21 protein-coding genes are annotated in these 19,798 nt (G+C 45.1%); 18 read left to right on the plus strand and 3 right to left on the minus strand.

The genetic code is table 11. The features are described 5' to 3' along the window. Positions 1–448 precede the first annotated feature (448 nt). From ACOV1R_RS07915 to ACOV1R_RS08000, 18 genes are all read left to right on the plus strand, one after another. Positions 449–1,225, plus strand: coding sequence for a TatD family hydrolase (locus ACOV1R_RS07915; RefSeq protein WP_003643825.1), 777 nt, complete (start codon positions 449–451; stop codon positions 1,223–1,225). Further along, entirely contained in the window at positions 1,212–1,775 is a 564-nt protein-coding gene (rnmV, locus tag ACOV1R_RS07920; RefSeq protein ID WP_011101014.1) for a ribonuclease M5, read from the plus strand. The genes ACOV1R_RS07915 and rnmV overlap by 14 nt, the downstream gene beginning before the upstream one ends. Further along, positions 1,772–2,662: a 16S rRNA (adenine(1518)-N(6)/adenine(1519)-N(6))-dimethyltransferase RsmA gene (gene rsmA / locus ACOV1R_RS07925; protein ID WP_003646498.1), complete on the plus strand. Its 891-nt coding sequence runs from the start codon at positions 1,772–1,774 to the stop codon at positions 2,660–2,662. Before rnmV ends, rsmA begins: the two co-directional genes overlap by 4 nt. Positions 2,663–2,766: 104 nt before the next feature. Then, a complete protein-coding gene (locus ACOV1R_RS07930) occupies positions 2,767–3,018 on the plus strand; it encodes a Veg family protein (RefSeq protein ID WP_003642020.1) in 252 nt (83 codons plus the stop codon). 132 nt (positions 3,019–3,150) lie between these two features. Then, the gene (gene ispE, locus ACOV1R_RS07935; protein ID WP_003643828.1) at positions 3,151–4,017 is read left to right on the plus strand and encodes a 4-(cytidine 5'-diphospho)-2-C-methyl-D-erythritol kinase; all 867 of its coding nucleotides are present in this window, start codon (positions 3,151–3,153) and stop codon (positions 4,015–4,017) included. A gap of 309 nt (positions 4,018–4,326) precedes the next feature. After that, the gene (locus ACOV1R_RS07940; protein ID WP_003642022.1) at positions 4,327–5,271 is read left to right on the plus strand and encodes an alpha/beta hydrolase; all 945 of its coding nucleotides are present in this window, start codon (positions 4,327–4,329) and stop codon (positions 5,269–5,271) included. Positions 5,272–5,537: 266 nt separating this feature from the next. Further along, the gene (locus ACOV1R_RS07945) at positions 5,538–6,236 is read left to right on the plus strand and encodes a metal ABC transporter ATP-binding protein (RefSeq protein WP_003642023.1); all 699 of its coding nucleotides are present in this window, start codon (positions 5,538–5,540) and stop codon (positions 6,234–6,236) included. Continuing rightward, a complete protein-coding gene (locus ACOV1R_RS07950; RefSeq protein ID WP_003646500.1) occupies positions 6,229–7,026 on the plus strand; it encodes a metal ABC transporter permease in 798 nt (265 codons plus the stop codon). The genes ACOV1R_RS07945 and ACOV1R_RS07950 overlap by 8 nt, the downstream gene beginning before the upstream one ends. 369 nt (positions 7,027–7,395) lie before the next feature. Next, entirely contained in the window at positions 7,396–7,557 is a 162-nt protein-coding gene (locus ACOV1R_RS07955) for a hypothetical protein (protein WP_003642026.1), read from the plus strand. Between the two features lie 426 nt (positions 7,558–7,983). Beyond that, a complete protein-coding gene (locus ACOV1R_RS07960) occupies positions 7,984–8,100 on the plus strand; it encodes a GH-E family nuclease (RefSeq protein ID WP_225443011.1) in 117 nt (38 codons plus the stop codon). 5 nt (positions 8,101–8,105) lie between these two features. Further along, the gene (locus ACOV1R_RS07965) at positions 8,106–8,648 is read left to right on the plus strand and encodes an ankyrin repeat domain-containing protein (RefSeq protein ID WP_003646503.1); all 543 of its coding nucleotides are present in this window, start codon (positions 8,106–8,108) and stop codon (positions 8,646–8,648) included. A 14-nt stretch (positions 8,649–8,662) separates the two neighbouring features. Continuing rightward, positions 8,663–8,926, plus strand: coding sequence for a hypothetical protein (locus ACOV1R_RS07970; protein ID WP_128485131.1), 264 nt, complete (start codon positions 8,663–8,665; stop codon positions 8,924–8,926). Positions 8,927–9,418: 492 nt separating this feature from the next. Continuing rightward, complete coding sequence (gene purR, locus ACOV1R_RS07975) at positions 9,419–10,255, plus strand: pur operon repressor (RefSeq protein WP_003642030.1); 837 nt, start codon at positions 9,419–9,421, stop codon at positions 10,253–10,255. A 68-nt stretch (positions 10,256–10,323) separates the two neighbouring features. Next, positions 10,324–11,706: a bifunctional UDP-N-acetylglucosamine diphosphorylase/glucosamine-1-phosphate N-acetyltransferase GlmU gene (glmU, locus tag ACOV1R_RS07980; RefSeq protein WP_003646504.1), complete on the plus strand. Its 1,383-nt coding sequence runs from the start codon at positions 10,324–10,326 to the stop codon at positions 11,704–11,706. A 235-nt stretch (positions 11,707–11,941) separates the two neighbouring features. Beyond that, positions 11,942–12,766 carry a serine hydrolase gene (locus ACOV1R_RS07985; RefSeq protein WP_128485130.1) on the plus strand — a complete coding sequence of 275 codons (825 nt, stop codon included), beginning with the start codon at positions 11,942–11,944 and terminating at the stop codon, positions 12,764–12,766. A gap of 365 nt (positions 12,767–13,131) precedes the next feature. Continuing rightward, positions 13,132–14,112, plus strand: coding sequence for a ribose-phosphate diphosphokinase (locus tag ACOV1R_RS07990; RefSeq protein ID WP_003643830.1), 981 nt, complete (start codon positions 13,132–13,134; stop codon positions 14,110–14,112). 289 nt (positions 14,113–14,401) lie between these two features. Further along, the gene (locus ACOV1R_RS07995) at positions 14,402–15,424 is read left to right on the plus strand and encodes a YdcF family protein (RefSeq protein WP_003646506.1); all 1,023 of its coding nucleotides are present in this window, start codon (positions 14,402–14,404) and stop codon (positions 15,422–15,424) included. 82 nt (positions 15,425–15,506) lie between these two features. After that, positions 15,507–16,493 carry a hypothetical protein gene (locus tag ACOV1R_RS08000; RefSeq protein WP_054519106.1) on the plus strand — a complete coding sequence of 329 codons (987 nt, stop codon included), beginning with the start codon at positions 15,507–15,509 and terminating at the stop codon, positions 16,491–16,493. 169 nt (positions 16,494–16,662) lie between these two features. On the opposite strand, the gene yidA is transcribed toward ACOV1R_RS08000, so the two are convergent. From yidA to ACOV1R_RS08015, 3 genes are read right to left on the minus strand one after another with little or no spacing between them, the layout of a single operon-like run. Continuing rightward, positions 16,663–17,472 (minus strand): sugar-phosphatase, encoded by an 810-nt coding sequence (gene yidA, locus ACOV1R_RS08005; protein ID WP_015379810.1) that lies wholly within the window; start codon positions 17,470–17,472, stop codon positions 16,663–16,665. A gap of 19 nt (positions 17,473–17,491) precedes the next feature. Beyond that, complete coding sequence (locus ACOV1R_RS08010; protein WP_306822920.1) at positions 17,492–18,844, minus strand: HD domain-containing protein; 1,353 nt, start codon at positions 18,842–18,844, stop codon at positions 17,492–17,494. Positions 18,845–18,858: 14 nt separating this feature from the next. Further along, positions 18,859–19,791 (minus strand): lipoate--protein ligase family protein, encoded by a 933-nt coding sequence (locus tag ACOV1R_RS08015; protein WP_024971479.1) that lies wholly within the window; start codon positions 19,789–19,791, stop codon positions 18,859–18,861. Between the last annotated feature and the right edge of the window lie 7 nt (positions 19,792–19,798).

The raw sequence follows: 19,798 nt of genomic DNA on the forward strand, positions 1-19,798 counted from the left end.
CGTTTAGGTGTTGTCATCGGAATGCCTCGATTCGTTTTTCCTCAGATTATACCTGAATTTTTAGTTTTCAGACAGTCCCTAGTATTCGGAAATTTTTCCAATATAAACTGGACCGATTATCAGCGTATCGAACGTTGAATATTATCCTGGTTTTTGAAACTGTTATGGTTAGCTGGATCGTCCTATTTGGTGGATAAGGCAGTGCTCGTGAATTCAATGATTGGCATGGGCTGAGATTGAAGAAAAGTACTGTGAATTTTTGTCAATCATTCTAGTTAGAATATAGTTAGTTAAGAGGGTGCCTAGTGCAGCCTCTTTTTATGGCTAATGACTAGTATGTCGTTATTAGTTTGCAAGAAATAGGTTGGATGGCCCGTCTTCTTTTCCGAAAACTTGCGTCCCATGGTAAAATCAACTAAGATAACAAAAGTCGAAAAGGGGTTATTACATGCGGATTTTTGATTCTCATACCCATTTAAATAGTGAAGAATTCATCCAGGAAGTGCCACGTTACTTACAACAAGCGGCTGACCTTGATGTTACGCGGATGGCAATCGTTGGTTCGAATACACAACTGAACGCCGATGCGATTAAACTGGCGGAAACGTATCCTCAGTTAGTCGCGATTGTTGGTTGGCACCCGGAAGATGCCAAAAACTATGATCAGGCGGCTGAAAAGTTGTTGATTGAACAAGTCCAACACCCGAAAGTCGTCGCGTTAGGTGAGATTGGACTGGACTACCATTGGGATACGTCGCCACAAGACGTTCAGCGGCAAGTCTTTGCCCGCCAAGTCGCCATTGCTAAAGAGATGCAATTGCCAATTTCCGTGCACAATCGTGATGCTTTCGAAGATACCTATAAGATCTTGAAAGCAGCTGATATTCGTGACACGGGTGGCGTCATGCATAGCTTTAATGGTGACCCTGAGTGGCTCAAACGGTTCTTGGACTTAGGTATGCATATTTCCTATAGTGGTGTCGCATCATTTAAGAATGCGCGTGAAGTCCATGAATCCGTCAAGCAAACGCCACTAACGCAAATGCTGGTTGAAACGGATGCCCCTTATCTAACGCCGGAACCATACCGGGGAAAGCAGAACGAACCCGGTTACACGCGGTACGTTGTTGAAGCAATTGCCAAGTTACGTGAAACGACGCCGGAAATTATAGCGGCCCAAACTTATCAAAATGCAGAGGAATTTTTTAAGATTGAAAAAGATTAAAGAAGTAATTGTGGTTGAAGGGAAAGATGACACGAAGCGTCTCGCCCTAGCTGTCGATGCAGATACACTTGAAACGAATGGCTCGGCGATTTCCGAAGCCACCTTAGCCCAGATCAAAACGTTGCAGGCCAGTCGCGGCGTGATCGTGTTCACCGACCCAGACTTTTCCGGTGAACGTATTCGGAAGACGATTTCGGCGGCTGTTCCGGGTGTCAAGCACGCCTTTTTGCCCCGCAAAGCTGGTGTACCAACTAAGGCTGGGGGGAGCCTGGGCGTTGAACACGCGAGCCCAGCGGCGATCCAAACTGCACTCGCCCATCTATATACGGAGCAAATCGACGAGCCCCAACAGTTGATCAGTCACCATGATTTGATTGCGGCGGGCTTACTAGCGGGTCCCACGGCGCGTCAACGACGCGAACAGTTGGGTGAACGTTTAGGTATCGGATACGTCAACGGTAAACAGCTGCCCAAACGGTTACAACTATTTCAAATTCAGCCAGCTGATTTTTGGGCGGCTGTTGACCAACTAACCACAGAGGAGAAATGATGAGTAGAGATTTAGATATTGCGAATCCCGCCCGCACACGGGCAATTATGCATACGTACGGGTTACAAGTTAAGAAGAGTTTAGGACAGAATTTTTTAACTGATCAGAACGTGTTACACAACATTGTTGCCACTGCTGACATTGGAACCAATGATGACGTGATTGAAATTGGCCCTGGGATCGGCGCCTTGACTGAGTATTTGGCACGGGATGCGCACCACGTCCTGGCCTTTGAAATCGATGATCGGTTACTGCCAATTTTGGATGAGACACTAGCTGATTATGACAATGTAACGGTCGTTAACCAAGATATTTTGAAGGCCGACTTAGCCGCGATGATCAGTGAACATTTAGATAACGAGCGGCCGTTGAAGCTCGTCGCCAATTTACCGTATTATATTACAACGCCTATTCTGATGAACATTTTGGCGGGGGACGTTGCTTTTGAAAATATTGTTGTGATGATGCAAAAGGAAGTTGCCGACCGTTTGGCAGCTGAACCGGGTACGAAGGCGTATGGTGCGTTAACGATTGCTGTGCAGTACCGGATGGCTGCTGAGATGGCGATGGTCGTTCCCCGGACGGTTTTCGTGCCGTCACCGAATGTCGATTCTGCAATCGTGAAATTGACGGCATTGCCACCGCGGACACACGTGCCATTTGACGAAGCAGCTTTTTTCAAGGTCGTTAAAGCGGGCTTTGCGCACCGTCGGAAAAATCTGTGGAATAATTTGCAAAGCCTATTTGGTAAACAACCTGAGACGAAGACGGCCATTCAACAGGCTCTTGATATCGCGACGATTGATCCCAAGATTCGTGCCGAACGGTTGACGGTCGATGAATTTATTACATTGACGGATGCGTTACATCAGGCTGACTTACTTTAAGTTATCTATGCTTATAAAATGGTTGCACATTAGAAAACCTTGTGATATAATATTGACTTTTTTGTGAAAAGCTAGTATAGTGTCTTTCATGAGGAGGATTCTCAATGCCAATTTCACTAGCTGCAATTAAAGATAAACTTGACTCACGGATCGGCCAACGCATGAAGGTCGTTGCCCAGGCTGGCCGTAAGAAAACAACTGAACGCCACGGTATCTTGAAAGAAACTTATCGTTCGGTGTTCGTTGTGGATTTAGATCAACAAGAAAACGCATTTGAACGGGTCTCCTACAGTTATACTGATGTTCTGACAAAGAACGTTCAAATCGCTTTTGATGATGAAACAACTGAAGCTTAATTCGCGTCTCGTGAATTCTCAATATTAAGACCCCCAAGCAAGGTCTTTTTATTTTGCCTTGATATTAGTATAATTGTATCAAAGTAAGTCAGCGACCCCGGGTAATCGCGGTCATGGAAGAGGGTGAGACGCGTGCAGATCGTTGAAAAAGCACCGGCCAAAATCAATTTAGGACTGGATACCTTATTTGAACATCCAAATGGGGATAAAGAGTGGGACATGGTGATGACGTCGGTCGATCTGGCCGACTATGTCATGTTAGAATCATTGCATACGAACCGAATCGAAGTGGTCACCGATAGTGGCTTTTTGCCGAATGATCGCCGTAACTTAGCTTTTCAAGCGGTGAGTGTTTTAAAACGGTATTGTCATGTTGATCGGGGTGTCCGTATCAAAATAAGAAAGGCCATTCCGGTAGCGGCTGGTCTAGGAGGCGGCTCATCTGATGCCGCCGCTGTTTTACGGGGCTTGAACCGGATGTGGAATCTCCACTTGGACTTAGCCACGTTAGCACGTTTGGGATTGCAAGTAGATTCGGATGTGCCATACTGTGTCTACAGTCAGACGGCCCACGTGACGGGAAAAGGCGATGTGGTTACCCCACTGCCTAAGTTGCCGCCGATGTGGATTATTCTCGCGAAGCCGAAAGTCAGTGTGTCAACGCCAAATATTTTGCGGCAGGTCAATTACGAGCGCATCGACCAGCATCCCAATATTGAGGCCTTGTTGGCTGGTATTCAACAGCAGGATTTCGCGGAGATTTTTGCGAATATGGGCAACGTTTTAGAGCCAATCACGGCAAAACGCTACCCCGAGATTTTACAGATCAAGCGGCAATTGTTAACGTTTGGGGCGGATGCGGCCCAGATGAGCGGCACCGGACCAACTGTGTTCGGTGTGTGTCGCAAACAATCGCGGGCGCAACGCGTGTATAATTCCTTGAAGGGTTTTTGTCGGGAAGTATACCTTGTGCGGCCAGTTAATTTAAATGAACATTAGACCGTAGTAGTCCGCCGTGATGGTGGGCTTTTTTTATTGGTACGGGGTTAGGTGAGCCGAGTCTCTAATTTACTGCTACGCTTAAACGGTAGCGCTGAGCCATTTGTCATCACGACCTGTGTCCAGCCAGAGATGGTGTAGCAGTGCAATTGGCACCGGAATGCGAGTAGCCGCGGCTTTGCTTGCAGGTTGACACGCGAAGATGGTCGTTGCCTTCAACGCATCATCGGTTATTCGGACAACGCAATCTCTTTTTGTAAGCAATTTATGCGCGTTTATGATTAAATAAGGAGTAACGGAGGTGTTCGGATGAAGCAGTCGACAAAATTTGGATTGAAATTGGCGGGCGTCATTGGTGCTGCAACTTATGCGGGAACGTTACTTGGTGGCTTAGCGGCGTATCAAGTCGCGATGCACGTGAGTGACGCACAGAAGCAGCAGGGCCGCGAACGTTCGCGGGCAGAAAACACTGAAATTGAGAATTTTTGGTATTTTAAGCAGCCTAAACAGCAGTGGATGATCCAGTCCTTTGATGGGCTGAACTTAGTGGCAACATATATCCCTAATCCGAAAACAATTGGCCGCTTGGCGATTTTGGCGCATGGTCTAGGACATTCGCGCGAACAAATGATTCCGTATGCGCGCATCTTTATGAGCTTGGGGTATGACGTTTTAATGCCTGATGCCCGGTCATTTGGTGATAGTCAAGGCCATACGATTGGTTATGGTTGGCTAGACCGACTAGATTATGAACGTTGGATTACGATGGCGCTTAGTCAATTAGGTCTGGATATTGACATCGTATTGATGGGAATTTCGATGGGGGCCGCCACGGTCATGGCGACTAGTGGTGAGCCGTTACCGGAGAATGTTAAAGCTATTGTGGAGGATAGCGGTTATGCGGATCTTTATGATGAAGCGAAGTTCAGACTGACTCATAAGTTCCACTTGCCAGCCTATCCGATTATGCCGGTGGCGAATCGCTTAGCACACGTTCGCGCGGGCTATGGGTTTAAGGATGGCCGGATTCTGCAACGGGTGATTGATGGTGGGTTACCGATCTTGATGATTCATGGTTCCAAGGATCAGACGGTGCCTGTCCGCAATGCACATACCTTGTACGACCAGTTACCACAACAAAAGGGCCTGTATATCGACCCCGATGCTGGTCACGTTGAAGCCATCCGAACGCACCCGGATCGCTATCAAGAAGTGTTGGATGAATTCTTGCATGAGCAGGCGGGGTTGGCTTAAGCACCTTAAATTAAAGTAATGATAAACATGAATTGACCGTGTTTTACCGGCTTAATGGTAAAAACGGTCTTTTTTTTGCAATCTCGTCTTAGTGATAAGCGCATTCAACTAGTGGTCAAGGTGTTATTTGATTAGGCCCCGATGATTGCCGCAGCTGGTAATGATTACGGCATTTTGAACTCAGGTATTGACAAATCACCGCATTCAGGTAAACTAAAATAGTAATCATTACGATTTACTTTAATTTAGAAAGTTGGGGTAGTGTTATGACGGAACCGTTAATTGCCGTCCAACACCTTGGAATTGGCTTTCCAAACAACCAGGTGTTTAAAGATTTGAATTTTAACATTGAACAAGGTGACTTTTTGACCGTGATTGGTGAGAATGGGGTGGGGAAAACCACTTTAATTCGCGCCTTGCTTGGCATGCTGAAGCCAACAGCCGGTCAAATTAAGTATTATCCGAATAAAAAAGCCATTAAAATTGGCTACGTGCCCCAATTTCGCAACTTAGACCAGGAGTATCCGTTAACGATTGAGGACTTTGTCGGGCTGAACCTAAAAGGGTGGCAGCCGTGGCTGTCTCGAGCTGAACATCGTCAGGTAGCGACAGCATTAGCCGTGACCAATTTGAAGAAACTCCGTCAGCGACCGCTTGGGATGGCTTCTGGTGGTGAAAAGCAGCGGGCTTACTTAGCACAAGCAATTGTGCAACAACCGCAGCTATTAATTTTAGACGAATCGACGGCTAGTTTGGACAATGAAATGAAGTATGAATTGTTGGACCTCGTTCAGAACTTAAACCAAACTAGCAACATTACCGTCTTCTTTGTGACGCACGACTTGCCATTAGCGAAGCAATACGCCAAACATTATCTGGCCTTAAAGCCCGGCCACCAGCAATTTGGCAATATCGCTGATATGTCGGTAGAGCAATTAAAGGAGGCCACTAATGTCAATGTTTAGCTTAGTATTTATGCGAAATGCCTACTTAGCAGGAACCTTTATTGCAATTATTTGTGGGACGATTGGCGTTTTCGTGATTGCCCGGAACCTCTCATTTCTGACACACACACTGTCTGAAATTGGGTTTGCCGGTGCAGCCTTCGGGATTTTTATGGGCTGGACCGCGTTGAGTGGGATGCTGATTTTTACCGTGATTAGTTCGGTCATCGTGGGGCAGATGAGTGTGAAACAATCACGACGCGAAGCCTCGATTTCTGCAATTTCCGCTCTGTTTATCGGCTTAGGGATTCTATTCCTGTCGTTATCTAATCAAACTTCGAGTTATGCGACGAGCATCCTGTTTGGGAGTGTGATTGGGATTGCCAGTGCGGATGTCATCCGGGTCGCAATCTTATCGGCCATCGTCCTACTCGTGATGTTGGGCTTGTACCGGCCACTCAAATTTGATTCCTTCGATGCGATTGGCGCCCGGGTGAGCGGCTTATGGACGACCGGCATCTCAGTGGTCTTCTTGGTACTCGTTGCGATGAGCGTCAGCGTGGCTGCCCAAATTGTGGGGTCATTACTGATCTTTATCTTACTCACGTTACCAGCAGCGGCAGCGCGATACTTTGTCCATACGGTTAGCAAGATGATTTTTCTAGCGATTGGTTTCGCGTTGATTGGGGTTTGGCTGGGGCTGTACTTGAGTTACGTCACGAATTTACCAGTCAGTTTCTTCATCGCTGCAATCGAGTGTATCTTCTACTTTGCCGCGCTGGGTTATCAGCGACTTCGGGTCGGAAGCTAGTGGGGCTATTCTTGTTCAGCTGTATCACGTTAAAAGTAGGTAGTTTACAGAATTAAGTGGTTCGTTGTGACACGCTAAAATGTTACTAGTCGTTTCTGGAATTCATTGGGAATTCTAGAGCGGCTAGTTTTTTGTTCGTGTTGGGGTTGCAACTTTTCGTTTGCGTGGGGGGGCAAGTCACACAAGAAGTTTTCTAAAAGCATAAGTCCAAGGGTAGCGCTGTAATTGCCACACTTAGTCGTAGGACGGGAATCAGTAAAGGTATCATTTCGTTTTTGACGGATATGATTGGGTATAATGATATTTATACCATTATTACGGGGAAAGATGCGCTACTGGTAAGAAGCGTTCTCGTTTGAAGGGTGCGTTTTGGACAGCCTTGAACTTTGTGCCGGTCGGGCAACTAAGCAGGCAATGAAGCGTGCGGCTGAGGAATTGGCCAAACGTAAGCCGGCTAGGAAGACGACCAAGAAAGCAGCCACGAAGTCTCACAAAACTACAAAGACCAAGCATGGGACATCAAAAGTCTAAGCCCCAAAAGACTTCTCATGCGACAAAACACAAGACCAAGAAGCACAACAGAAGCGCTACAATAAGAAAAAAGTTGCGGGCAAGGCAAGAAAAGCTTCTCAGAGAAAACAATCCTCGCAGAATAAAGATAGTCATGGGAAAAAGGAGAAATCTAGCAAGGAAAAATCTTCAAAAGATGGGAAAGATAAAAAGACAAATAATGTCCCATTGGAAAATGGCTCTTATATTAGGAACGGAAAACCTTATGGACGACCAACATTAACCGGGAAGAAAAAACTCGAATTCGAGCAGGAAGTATATAATAGGCAAGCTAAAGATGGAGTGCTTATTGATCGAAATACGAAACAAGTGATACATTGGAAGCCGGGCTAACCCCGAAAAGGAAAGGTCGATCTCGGACATCTACCGGGTAAGTCTTATAAGGAAATGTTCAATCTATATAAAAATAGGAAGATGACATTGAAGGATTTTCAATTTAATCCCAAAAACTCTAGATTAGAAACTCCGTCTGCTAATCGGAGTCATAAATATGAAACGAGGTAAAAAGTGTGCTAGTTTACAATGCTTTTAGTGCGGTAAGAGATGGAACATTTGATCAGTTTAAAAATTATTATTCTGGCAATGTGGATGAGACTGATAAGTTTGAAGGACTTAATTTATTATGCATGGCAATGACAAACGATGACAATCCTGAGGAAAAGTTAAAGATTGTTCATTTTTTGTTACAAGCAGGTATTGATGTTAACTTTGTCACCAAGAGTGAACATCGAAACGCATTACATTATTTTTACAATTGTGTATGGCGTCCAAATCCTAAGTTTGCTATGGAAATTACGAAACTATTAGTCGAGAACGGCATCGATGTAAATAGCGTTGATAAGTATGGACATGTACCACTGTTTTATGCGGTTTTTGATAATGATTTGGATACTAAGGAAAATGAAGAGTTATATTTTTATCTATTAAAGGCGGGCTCAGATTATCGTTTGCGTGATCCATTTGGGAAATCCATTATAGATTATGCACGAGAAACCAACGAGAGGACTGATTTTTTAGATATTGTAAAAGAGTATGAAAACGGCAAAAAATGATTGCAGGTTGAAAAATGGCAACGATTATAATTATTGGAGTAGTAATTATAGGAATTACGCTGGGATTAGGATACTGGAGTTATTTACTGGGAAAAAGGAATCAATCTAATTTTGTTGGCCCTATTATTCCAGTAGCTTACTTTGCTGTTCGAGCAATCTTAGCTGTGATGACACAAACTACGACACATGGGCTAGTATCGTCATTACTCGGTAGCTTGTTATTCAGTTTGATTTACTATGGCTTATTTGTTGGGGATAAGCACCGGGCCAATAAGTAACATGAATTAGTCAGATTAAGATAACCGATATTCGACAAGGACTAATTGCCGAGTATCGGTTATTTTATAGAAAAGTTTAGTCGGTAATTTGGTAATTACTGTTGTCTATATCCTATTGTTTGGGGACGACAACGATTCAATAAGCAGAAGCCAATAAAATAAATTGCTTGAAAGCTCAGAACGATTCCAAAATTACTCGTTCTGGGCTTTTTAGGTGTAAGTAGCGACCAATCAATCGAACTTTCTGGACGCTACGTCGTGTGAACGATGGATTCCCTTGGCACATTCCGTATCTACTCCGTTATAAGTTGCCTAAGTTTATTGTTCTCGAATTCGCCAAATATGAGCTGTACAGACAAGATAATTGGCAAACATATTAAGAAATTCCGATGGTTTAGTAAAAAAATGTGAAAAAATTAGCTTATTTCCGAACGTTTGTGTTATCATTTTGCATAGACTTTAAAAATGATGATTTAGGTTGAGGTGGAAGTTATGAAAGTACGTAGAAGCGAACGTTTAATAGATATGACGCGCTATTTGTTGGAACGTCCCCATACATTAGTTTCATTGACATACTTCGCGGAACGGTACGCATCCGCAAAGTCGTCAATCAGTGAAGATTTAACGATTTTGAAGAAAGTGTTTCAGGCCCGGGGAACAGGAATCTTGGAAACCATTCCCGGTGCTGCTGGTGGTGCACGGTTTATTCCTTATATTTTAAAGGAAGAGGCCCAAGAATTTATTGACGAGATGACCACTAAGGTTGCCGACAAGAGTCGGGTGTTACCGGGTGGCTATGTTTATTTATCTGATATTTTAGGCCAACCAGATATTTTGCGCCAAGTGGGTCGGGTGATTGCGACTCAGTACTTGAATCAAAAAATCGACGCTGTTATGACCGTTGCAACTAAAGGAATTCCGATTGCCCAAAGTGTTGCGACTTATTTAAACGTGCCGTTTGTGATTGTCCGCAATGATTCTAAAATTACGGAAGGCTCGACCGTTAGTGTGAACTATGTCTCGGGTTCTTCAGAACGGATCAAGAAGATGGAACTTTCCAAGCGAAGCCTAACGGAAGGCGCCAACGTGCTCATCGTGGATGATTTCATGAAGGGCGGCGGCACAATCAACGGGATGAAGACCTTGATTGAAGAATTTGATGCTAATTTAATTGGCATCACCGTTTTTGCCGAAGCCAGTTTTGTTGGCAATCGTTTAATCGATGACTACACGTCGTTATTACGAGTAACCAACGTGAGTGATAGTGACAAGGCGATTAAAGTCGTTGCTGGTAACTATTTGGAGAAGGTTTTCGGTGCGGAAGTCTAGCCTGGTGTGTTATCCAGACCAGTTTTTTGATATGATGGACTTATCTGAGGACTAAGGAGTAATTTGTAATGACAACCAAAAATGCAATCATCATGGCCGCTGGTAAAGGGACCCGGATGAAATCCAAGCTAGTCAAAGTATTACATCAGGTCTGTGGCAAATCTATGGTCGACCACGTCTTGACCCAAGTTGAAGCCACCCACATGGCAAATATCGTGACCATTGTAGGCCACGGTGCCAAAGATGTGGAAGCAGCCTTAGGCGACCGAACTGAGTACGCGGTTCAAACGGAACAATTAGGAACCGGTCACGCAGTATTACAAGCCGAATCGCTCTTAAAAGATGCGGATGGGATGACGCTGATCGTCAGTGGCGACACACCCTTATTTAAAGCTGAAACTTTTGAAGAACTATTTGAATATCATCAAGCTAAGGGTGCTGCTGGCACGATTTTAACGTCCAAGGCACCTAATCCTCAAGGCTACGGCCGGGTTGTTCGCAATCGGTTAGGCATCGTTGAAAAGATTGTAGAACAAAAGGATGCGACTAAGGAAGAACAAGAAATTCATGAAATTAACACGGGAGTCTACTGCTTCGATAATCAGAAGTTGTTTGCCGCCTTACATGAAGTGACCAACGATAATGCACAGGGCGAATATTATTTGACTGACGTGATTCAGATCATGAAGAATCAGGGTGATGTGGTCGCCGCCTATCAAATGGATGATTTTGATGAATCAATGGGGGTAAATACCCGTGCAGCTCTAGCCCAAGCAACCAAAGTGATGCAACAACGGATCAACGCGCAGCATATGGAAAATGGGGTTTCAATTATCAACCCTGACGATACCTATATTGAAGCGGGCGTTAAGATTGGTGCTGATACGATTATTGAACCAGGCGTCTTGATCAAGGGCCATACGACAATTGGTGAAGATTGCTTCATCGGCGCGCACTCCGAGATCCATGACATGGTGATTGAAGATCGTGTTCGGGTGACGGCTTCCTTCTTGGAAGATTCCATCATGCACGCTGACAGCAATATTGGCCCGTATAGCCATTTGCGGCCGCAAGCTGAGATTGGTGAACACGTCCATCTTGGTAACTTTGTCGAAGTCAAGAAGGCTAAGATCGGTAATCGGACCAAGGTCGGCCATTTGACTTATGTTGGTGACGCAACGTTAGGTCAAGATATTAACGTTGGTTGTGGTGTGGTCTTCGTTAACTATGACGGAGTCAACAAGCACCACACGAATGTCGGCGATTCCGCCTTTATTGGTAGTAACTCGAACATCATTGCGCCAGTTGAAGTGGCTGACCACTCGTTTATCGCGGCTGGTTCGACCATTACTGATGATGTTAACTTCCATGATATGGCAATTGCCCGGGCACGTCAGACGAACAAGCCTGACTTCTGGGGCCGCTTACCACATGAACCAGAAAACATGTAATTATTATCATTGATAATTGAATTCAGAGACCATCCAAGTGCGTTGTTGCTGGGATGGTCTCTTTTTGTTAGCTCATCGGCGTGACTTGTGGTGTAATAAGGGCTATTTAGCTGCTAAATAGGACAAAGTTGATTTGACTGTGTCAGTTCAGGGCAACTGAGTGATTTTAATTAAGTCACGAAATTGGTATAATTGGCGAGGAGTTTACGGGACGGGGAAGTTTGGAGGCATTTAGATGCAGACGAAGAAGTGGATTCGCGGCCTTGTTTGTGGTCTGGCATTGCTTGGCGGTTGGAGCTGGGCATTACCAGTACACGCAACTAGCGTTAAAAGTGAGCAAACAGCCGTTAAAAAGATCGCGCAACGTGATTTGAAATCACTAGGTGGGCGCTGGTCGGTCAAGGTGACCCGATTAGGTCGACGAAAACTAACCGTGCAAACGGGAAATCAGCGCATGACTCGTCAACGTTCTGCTAGTACGATCAAAGTTTATGTTATGCTGACGATTTATCGACGGGTCCAACAACGAAAGTTACGGCTAACACAGCAAGATCAAAATGATTTAAAATTAATGATTCATAATTCCGATAATAACGCGGCTAACCGGTTAATCAAACGTGCGGGGGGCTTCAGGAGCGTTAATGCGGCCATTAAGCATTATCGATTCAAGCAGACGGTTTTACAACGGTATATGCTTGATACGAACGCGCTACGCTGGGGACGCGATAATTACACGTCGGTGGCTGATCTAACTCGTTTTTTAACGCTGACATATCAACATAAGTTATTAGGTAAGACGTATGATAAGAAGATGCTGACCTTACTTAAGGGCTGTCGCAACCACAGCAAGCTACCATACTTAGTTAAACACGCCACGGTCTATAATAAAACTGGCGAATATCCCGATAAGGGTGTCCAAAACGATGCGGCCATTTTTAAGACCAAACAAGGCACTTATAGCATTGTCGTCATGGCCCAGAATGGCAAGCAGTACCAACAATATCAAGGGATGAATCGCTTGGGGTGCGATGTCGTGACTTATTTAAATCAGCACCACTGAGTGTGTTTAGATAACTGAACAGTCTAGTAGATTCCTGTTCGTCAGCCGGTGTGCGCTCTATTCCGACTTCTAGTACTGGCTACTTTTGAACGCGAGAAACGGCAGCGGTCAAGTACCAACTAAGACAATAACTAGTGCAATGCGTGTGTCAGTACCAATTACAACTGATAGCGGTCTCATTAACTAAGATTGTTCGGTAATCGGGGCTCACGAAACTTTAATCTTTAATCACGAAGGGGCTTAGATTGCCGAAAGTCGTGCTTCCAGCCCAGTCTCACGCAATTTTGCCTTGTTGTTGGGACTTGATTTTCACTAGCAAAATGCCTATTATTTAGTAAGTAATAAATTTTCGAATGGAGGAAATTATGTCAGAACAGTATTTTGATCCAAAGTTAAAAATCTTTGCTTTGAATTCAAATAAACCATTGGCAGAAAAAATCGCGGACGCCGTTGGGGTTAAGTTGGGTAAGACTTCGGTCGATCGCTTTAGTGATGGCGAAATTCGCATTAACATTGAGGAAAGTATTCGTGGTGATCAAGTTTATATCATTCAATCAACTTCCGCTCCCGTTAATGACAATTTGATGGAACTATTGATCATGATTGACGCCCTACGTCGCGCGAGTGCTAAGACCATTAACGTGGTTATTCCTTATTACGGATATGCGCGTCAAGATCGGAAAGCACGTTCTCGCGAACCAATTACCGCTAAGTTAGTTGCAAACATGCTGGAAACAGCCGGTGCAACACGGATTTTGGCACTCGATCTTCATGCTGCCCAAATTCAAGGCTTCTTCGATATTCCGTTGGATCACTTGATGGGTGCGCCACTGTTAGCTGACTACTTCCTGAACCACCACTTGGATGAAAATGCTGTGGTTGTTTCACCTGACCATGGTGGTGTGACTCGGGCACGTAAATTAGCTGAATTCTTGAAGGCACCAATCGCGATTATTGATAAGCGTCGACCACGGGCCAACGTTGCCGAAGTTATGAATATTATCGGTGATGTCAAGGGTAAGCGGGCCATCATGATCGATGATATGATCGATACGGCTGGGACGATTACTTTAGGTGCACAGGCACTGGTTGATGCGGGCGCAACTGAAGTTTACGCCAGTTGTACGCATCCAGTTCTGTCTGGTCCTGCCATCGAACGGATTGAAAAGTCACCAATTAAGAAATTAGTTGTGACGGATTCAATTGAATTACCAGCTGCTAAGCGAATCGATAAGATCGAACAAGTTTCAGTTGGTCAATTAATGGGTCAAGCAATCAAGTTTATCCATGAAAATAAACCAGTTAGTCCATTATTTAAGAATCGTTTCCATAACGAAGAAAATTAATTGACGAAGCGTCAAATTGGCAATTGCTGATTTGACGCTTTTTAAGTTGCAGTAATTTCTAAAAGTGATAGAGTAAAGGTGTTGTTTGGTGGGCATTATGACCTAGTCAAGGTTGGACTGGACGCCGTATATCAACGAATCTTTCGTTTTGGCGTGCTTCAACATTAATTAGGTGATGGCGCGGAACGGATAACGGACCAACGTCGGGCTACCGGCGTCCTTTTTTTATCCAATAAACACTAGCACGAATCCTTAAAATGATTACAATATAAGTTAAGGGGGTGTTGCGATGACACCGTTTTATTGGGGTAGTTTGGCCCTTGCTAGTGCGTTGACCTTGCAATTGACGGACCGGCGGCATTGGTTAACGGGACATCTTTTTTTGATTGCAGTCATTGGCATTTTGTTAAGCGCTTACCATCGATTCAGTGCGCAGGCAAGTCCTACTTGGCAATTCATGTTGGTCGGTGCAAAAATTTTGGCTTATACGTTGTTGCCAATTGTAATTTTGATTGTGGGCATTAGTTTTGTCAGGTATAGTTACCGATTGATTCGCAAGGAGGGCTGGGCGTTTCATTACAGCTTGCTAGCAATCGTCGGTGGTGTATTAGTCATAATGCTGGTCTTATCAGTAATCAACTTAGGAGTTTGGCATTCGCGACGCTTGTGGCAGTTATTAGGCCTAGCGTTATTATTGACGGCGTATTTTGCGTTCAGCTTTATCGCGTATCTATTAGCTTGCGTCATGACCCGACTAGGACGTCATCGACAGATCGATTATATGATCGTCTTAGGAGCAGGGTTGATGCCAAATGGGCAGCCAACGCGAACACTGGCATATCGGCTTCAGGCGGCAGCGAAGTACTATCGGGTGCAACGGGCGCGTTATCATCAACCAATCACGATCGTTGTTTCTGGTGGTCAGGGACCGGATGAGGTTATGGCGGAGAGTACCGCAATGCGGCAGTACTTAGTGGATCAAGGGGTCCCCCGTGATGCCATTCAAGAAGAAAATCGGTCAACGTCGACAATTGAAAATCTAAAATTTTCGCACGCATTAATTGTGCGGCAACAACCGTTTTATCGCGCCGTGATTGTCACGAGTGGCTATCACGTTTTACGGGCTAATATTTTTGCTCGGCAACTGCACCTGAACCTAACGGGAATCGGTGCGCACACGCCACTGTATTATTTACCGTTTGCTATGTTTCGGGAATACTTGGCCTTAATTGTGATGTATCGCTGGGCCAACTTAGTGGTGGTACTTGGTTTAGCGGCTTATTATGTCGCAGCGTTAGTTAGGTTAATTTAACAAAGCCGCTACTCAGAGCTTTGAAAAAAATGACATTGCGATTAATGGTATAATGGAGAATGATAAAAAGGAGGGGTTTGCCGTGGATCATGCCTATCGATCATCTTGGCCACTGATTGTAATCGTCCTACTCGGATTGATTACACTTTCAGGCTGTGCCAAAAATACCGGAGGCGTAACCGCAAGTTCGGCAACGACCGCAACTGGTAACAGTACAACGGCCGTTTTAACCAAAGCTGATCAGCAAATTTCGCAACAAAAAATTGCCGCTGCCCAGAAGACTTTAGCGGGTGCTTCTGAATCAACTCCAGCGATCAAAAAGTTAGCCCTTGGGTTAAAGTATTATCAGGAAGCTGAAGAAGCACTTGATAATAATCAGCTCAGTCTAGCAAAGGGTTATTTTGACACGTTAAGTAGTTATGATGGCACGACTGACGCCAGTTTTATTGCTGCTCGGCAAAAGCTCGTCAAGCAGTACCAGGCGGTCAAGCTAGCCAATGGTTACTATAACGCTGCCCGTGATGAATTAAGTATTCATGATTTGGCCACTGCGAAGGCCAATATTGATAAGTTGGACGATGTGCAAGCCACACATCCGGTTATCAAAAAATTACAGAAAAAAGCTTTGGCAATGAAACAAGCCATTATGAATTATGAGGCGTCGCAATCAACTAGTTCTGGTAGTGATAGCTCAACGGTTGTCAGTTCGAGTTCTGCGGCTAGTGCGAGTGATAGTAGGACGTCTGCCAGCAGTACGAGTAGTACTAGTGCCGATAGTTCAACGATGACAAGTTCGTCGAATAGCAGCACGTCTGCCAGCAGTAGTTCTTCAGAGCTGACAACTTCGGCGATCATCAAACAGTTTCAGGATGCGTCCGGTGTTACGTTTACTTCGGATACCGAATTTAATATTACTAAGGAGACCAGTGCTTATTATCAGATTACCGCAATCTATGCGACGAATGAGTCTAGTTCTTCTGCTTCCAAGACAGTAACGGATACTTATCGTTATTATCCGGATAGTGGTAGTGTTACTAAGGAAAATAGTGCAACTGGTAGTTTCGAATAACCAGCATTAAAAAGTGACGATCAGGTAATGACTGATCGTCACTTTTTTGCTTGACTGGATTGTTTAGAAAACGCTGGGTAGCGGTCATAACAGTGATAAAAAAGCAACGCTCACGGCACGTTAAAAACGAGCCATTAGCGTTGCTTGAATTAGTTTGAAAAATAGTAGCTTAGGCGAGTGCCCAAGTGTTAATGGCGTGTGCGACCCCGTCTTCAACGTTAGTCTTGGTTTCATAACGGGCAATTTGCTTGGCCTCATCAATGGCGTTACCCATCGCAACACTGTTGGTTGCGTAACGCAGCATACTCAAATCGTTACCTTGATCACCAATCGCCATGACTTCATCAGCAGTTAAGTTCAGATGGTCGGTCAACGTGGCTAGGGCGTTACCCTTGCTAGCGGCGGGATTCATGAATTCTAGGAAATACGCTTCTGAGCGAACAATGGTAAAGCGCTTGGAGAATGACGCTGGTAATTGCTTGATGGCTGCATCCAGTAGTGGGCCGTGATCGATGAACATGCACTTGACGATTGGTAAGTCTGGGCGCATTTCTTCCGGTGTCCGGAACCGAATCGGCATATTGACGAGTGCACTTTCGCCGACCGTATAAGGGCTGATATTTCGATTGGCGGTGTAGATATGGTCTTCACTTTCAACGTGACAATGGATATTGAGTTTTCGGCTGAGCGTTTCAATGTCGATGTAATCGTCATGTGACAGGGTAAGTCCTGTGATGATCTTACCGGTGATTGTCTGAACCATTGAGCCATTAAAAGTAATGACGTAATTATCTTCACCAGCGATTCCAAGTTGCTTTAAAAAGGGCGTGACGCCACTTAATGGCCGTCCCGTACAAATGACGACTTTGATTCCTTGCGCGTTAGCGGCGTTAATCGCTTGAACGGTTGCGGGATTTAGTTCGCTGTGCTCATTGAGTAAGGTGCCGTCCATATCGATGGCGATAAGCTTGACTGACATAATAATAATTCCTCCAAAATTAGTGTGGTACGACCAGACGATCGTTTAAAATATATTGCTGGAATTCTTGGTAAATTGGTTTGAATAAATCGTTTTCGGCGTTTTTGCTGAGCATTTCTTTTGGAAAGAAAAACCGCTGATCGCCAGAGACTTTCCCGGTGATGGCTCGCACTAGGTCACTGACGGTGGATAGTTCTAGTAAGGAACCGTCTTTTTGTTGCAGTTCAATCTGGGTACGCGGCTTCTTCATCTTAGGATCGTAGGCGTCGTAAGGGAGATCGTAACTGTCGTTGATGTCAGTGTAGTAGTGCATATCAAAGCCGGCTTGTTCAATTAATTTTTGTAACGTTGGAATTAGCGGTTGAGTCGTTGCATCGACTCGTGCTGATTTTAAGGGACGCCGGTCTAAGAAACGGGTTGCTAGGTCAGCGAGAATTTGATCACGGCTATCACGCCAATGGCTAAAATAAGTGTTTAAGACGCCATCGTCTAACCGTAAATAATCGTGTAACGTAAAGTTATTATTGAAAAACGGCAATAACATCACTGGTGTGGCTTCAGCGTCGACCGCATGGCTTTGATAAAGATCGTTAGCCCGTTCCAGTAGGCGATCTAGGATGACTTCCATGGAACGTGATACTGGATGGAAATAGACTTGCATGTACATCTGGAAGCGACTGACAATGTAATCTTCGACCGCGTGCATGCCTTCCATCGCAAATGTAATGCCGCCTTGATACGGCTTCATAACGCGCAAAATACGGGTCAAATCAAAATTGCCGTAATTCGTACCCGTGAAGTACGAATCTCGCAGTAGGTAGTCCATCCGATCGGCATCGATTTGACTAGAAATCATCTGGACGACTTGGGGATTCGGGTACGTTTTTTGAATGACGGCCGCAACTTGGGCCGGGAAGTCAGGCGAGACTTGCTGTAAGACCTGATTGACCTCGGTTTCAGGTGATGTCAAAATCTGAACAGTTAGGGCTTCATGGTCGGTGTGAAAGATGTGCTCGAATGTGTGTGAGTATGGCCCGTGACCGATATCGTGTAACAGGGCGGCGCATAGTGCGACCAATCGCTCGTGATCATCCCAACCACCGTCACCAGGGGCCTGGGTCGGGTAGTTACGTTCGAAGTTATCGCAAATACGGCGTGTAATCTCATAAACACCGAGGCAATGTCCAAAGCGGGAGTGTTCTGCACCGTGGAAGGTCAGCGAGGTCGTACCGAGTTGCTTAATACGGCGCAGTCGTTGAAATTCCGAGGTGTTGATCAAATCGAGAATGACTTGATGTTGGATATAAATGTAATCATGGACCGGGTCACGAAAGACTTTCTCCATGGGTAATAGTTGCTGGCGATAGGCCAAATTAATTCCTTCTTTCAGTGATGCAAGCGTTGTTGTCGGCGTTGCATTTGTTGATAGGCTTGATTTAAGTGTGCTTGAAATTCAGGTTCTTCGGTGACTAACGGCAAACTTGTTGTGTCGACCGTCCCATGTTGAGCTAGGATGGCTATAAAACGAGCTTGTGTAGCGGTAGTGTCAGTCGGCGCTGCCAAAGCGTCAGCAACGGTCGTCATGACTTGTGGATCAACATCTGGAAACCGCGCGTCATGGTGACCGGCTAAGCTGACTTGGTAAAAACGCTGAATGAGTTGACTACGGGCCATCTGATCGCCATCAACGCTGACATACAGCATGATGACCAGCGCTTCGGCAGTGCGCCGTTGCGACATTCCGGCAATTTTACGACCGGCAATACTCAAATCATAATCACCAGGACAATAGGAGCGTGTAATCTCACCAGTCGTGATATTTAATTGTGGCCAAACTGCCTGAACGTAGTCGACCATCAATTGATATGCCGCTGTAATTGAATAGCGTTCACGAGTTGCTGGAAGAAATAAGGAGACGTTTAGTACACCAGGGTCAGCAACTACGGCTAGCCCACCTGAATTACGGAGCATGACCTGATAACCGGCAGCGTGTAGATGTGCTAAGCCAGCAGTTAGCCGTGGCAAGCGTTGGTCTAATAGGCCGAGAATGACGGTTGGCTGTAACTGCCAGAAATGAACGATTGGTTGCTGACGAGCCGCCGTTAACCACAGCAGGGCGTTCGTGTACGCAAAACTATCCAGCATCGCTGCCGGTTCGTATTTTTGACTCAAAGTTGCAATTGTTGATTCCGTCAAGAAAGCCACCCCGTTATCCGTTGTTATCGGGCACGAGGGATGTCTCATGATGAAACCGCCACCGTTGTCCGTATCATCACTAATTATACTAGAAAAATGGTACCGTTGCATTGGCTTAGACAAATCAACT

Origin of the sequence: Lactiplantibacillus sp. YT640, from assembly GCF_049745435.1 — a bacterium.
GTDB classification, from domain to species: domain Bacteria; phylum Bacillota; class Bacilli; order Lactobacillales; family Lactobacillaceae; genus Lactiplantibacillus; species Lactiplantibacillus plantarum.

Excerpts from the sequence above, each read along its gene's own strand:
- ACOV1R_RS07915 (WP_003643825.1), top strand. The coding sequence starts at position 449 with ATGCGGATTTTTGATTCTCATACCCATTTAAATAGTGAAGAATTCATC.
- rsmA (WP_003646498.1), top strand. The coding sequence starts at position 1,772 with ATGATGAGTAGAGATTTAGATATTGCGAATCCCGCCCGCACACGGGCA.
- ACOV1R_RS07930 (WP_003642020.1), top strand. The coding sequence starts at position 2,767 with ATGCCAATTTCACTAGCTGCAATTAAAGATAAACTTGACTCACGGATC.
- ACOV1R_RS07940 (WP_003642022.1), top strand. The coding sequence starts at position 4,327 with ATGAAGCAGTCGACAAAATTTGGATTGAAATTGGCGGGCGTCATTGGT.
- ACOV1R_RS07945 (WP_003642023.1), top strand. The coding sequence starts at position 5,538 with ATGACGGAACCGTTAATTGCCGTCCAACACCTTGGAATTGGCTTTCCA.
- ACOV1R_RS07950 (WP_003646500.1), top strand. The coding sequence starts at position 6,229 with ATGTTTAGCTTAGTATTTATGCGAAATGCCTACTTAGCAGGAACCTTT.
- ACOV1R_RS07960 (WP_225443011.1), top strand. The coding sequence starts at position 7,984 with ATGTTCAATCTATATAAAAATAGGAAGATGACATTGAAGGATTTTCAA.
- ACOV1R_RS07970 (WP_128485131.1), top strand. The coding sequence starts at position 8,663 with ATGGCAACGATTATAATTATTGGAGTAGTAATTATAGGAATTACGCTG.
- purR (WP_003642030.1), top strand. The coding sequence starts at position 9,419 with ATGAAAGTACGTAGAAGCGAACGTTTAATAGATATGACGCGCTATTTG.
- glmU (WP_003646504.1), top strand. The coding sequence starts at position 10,324 with ATGACAACCAAAAATGCAATCATCATGGCCGCTGGTAAAGGGACCCGG.
- ACOV1R_RS07985 (WP_128485130.1), top strand. The coding sequence starts at position 11,942 with ATGCAGACGAAGAAGTGGATTCGCGGCCTTGTTTGTGGTCTGGCATTG.
- ACOV1R_RS07990 (WP_003643830.1), top strand. The coding sequence starts at position 13,132 with ATGTCAGAACAGTATTTTGATCCAAAGTTAAAAATCTTTGCTTTGAAT.
- ACOV1R_RS07995 (WP_003646506.1), top strand. The coding sequence starts at position 14,402 with ATGACACCGTTTTATTGGGGTAGTTTGGCCCTTGCTAGTGCGTTGACC.
- yidA (WP_015379810.1), bottom strand. The coding sequence starts at position 17,472 with ATGTCAGTCAAGCTTATCGCCATCGATATGGACGGCACCTTACTCAAT.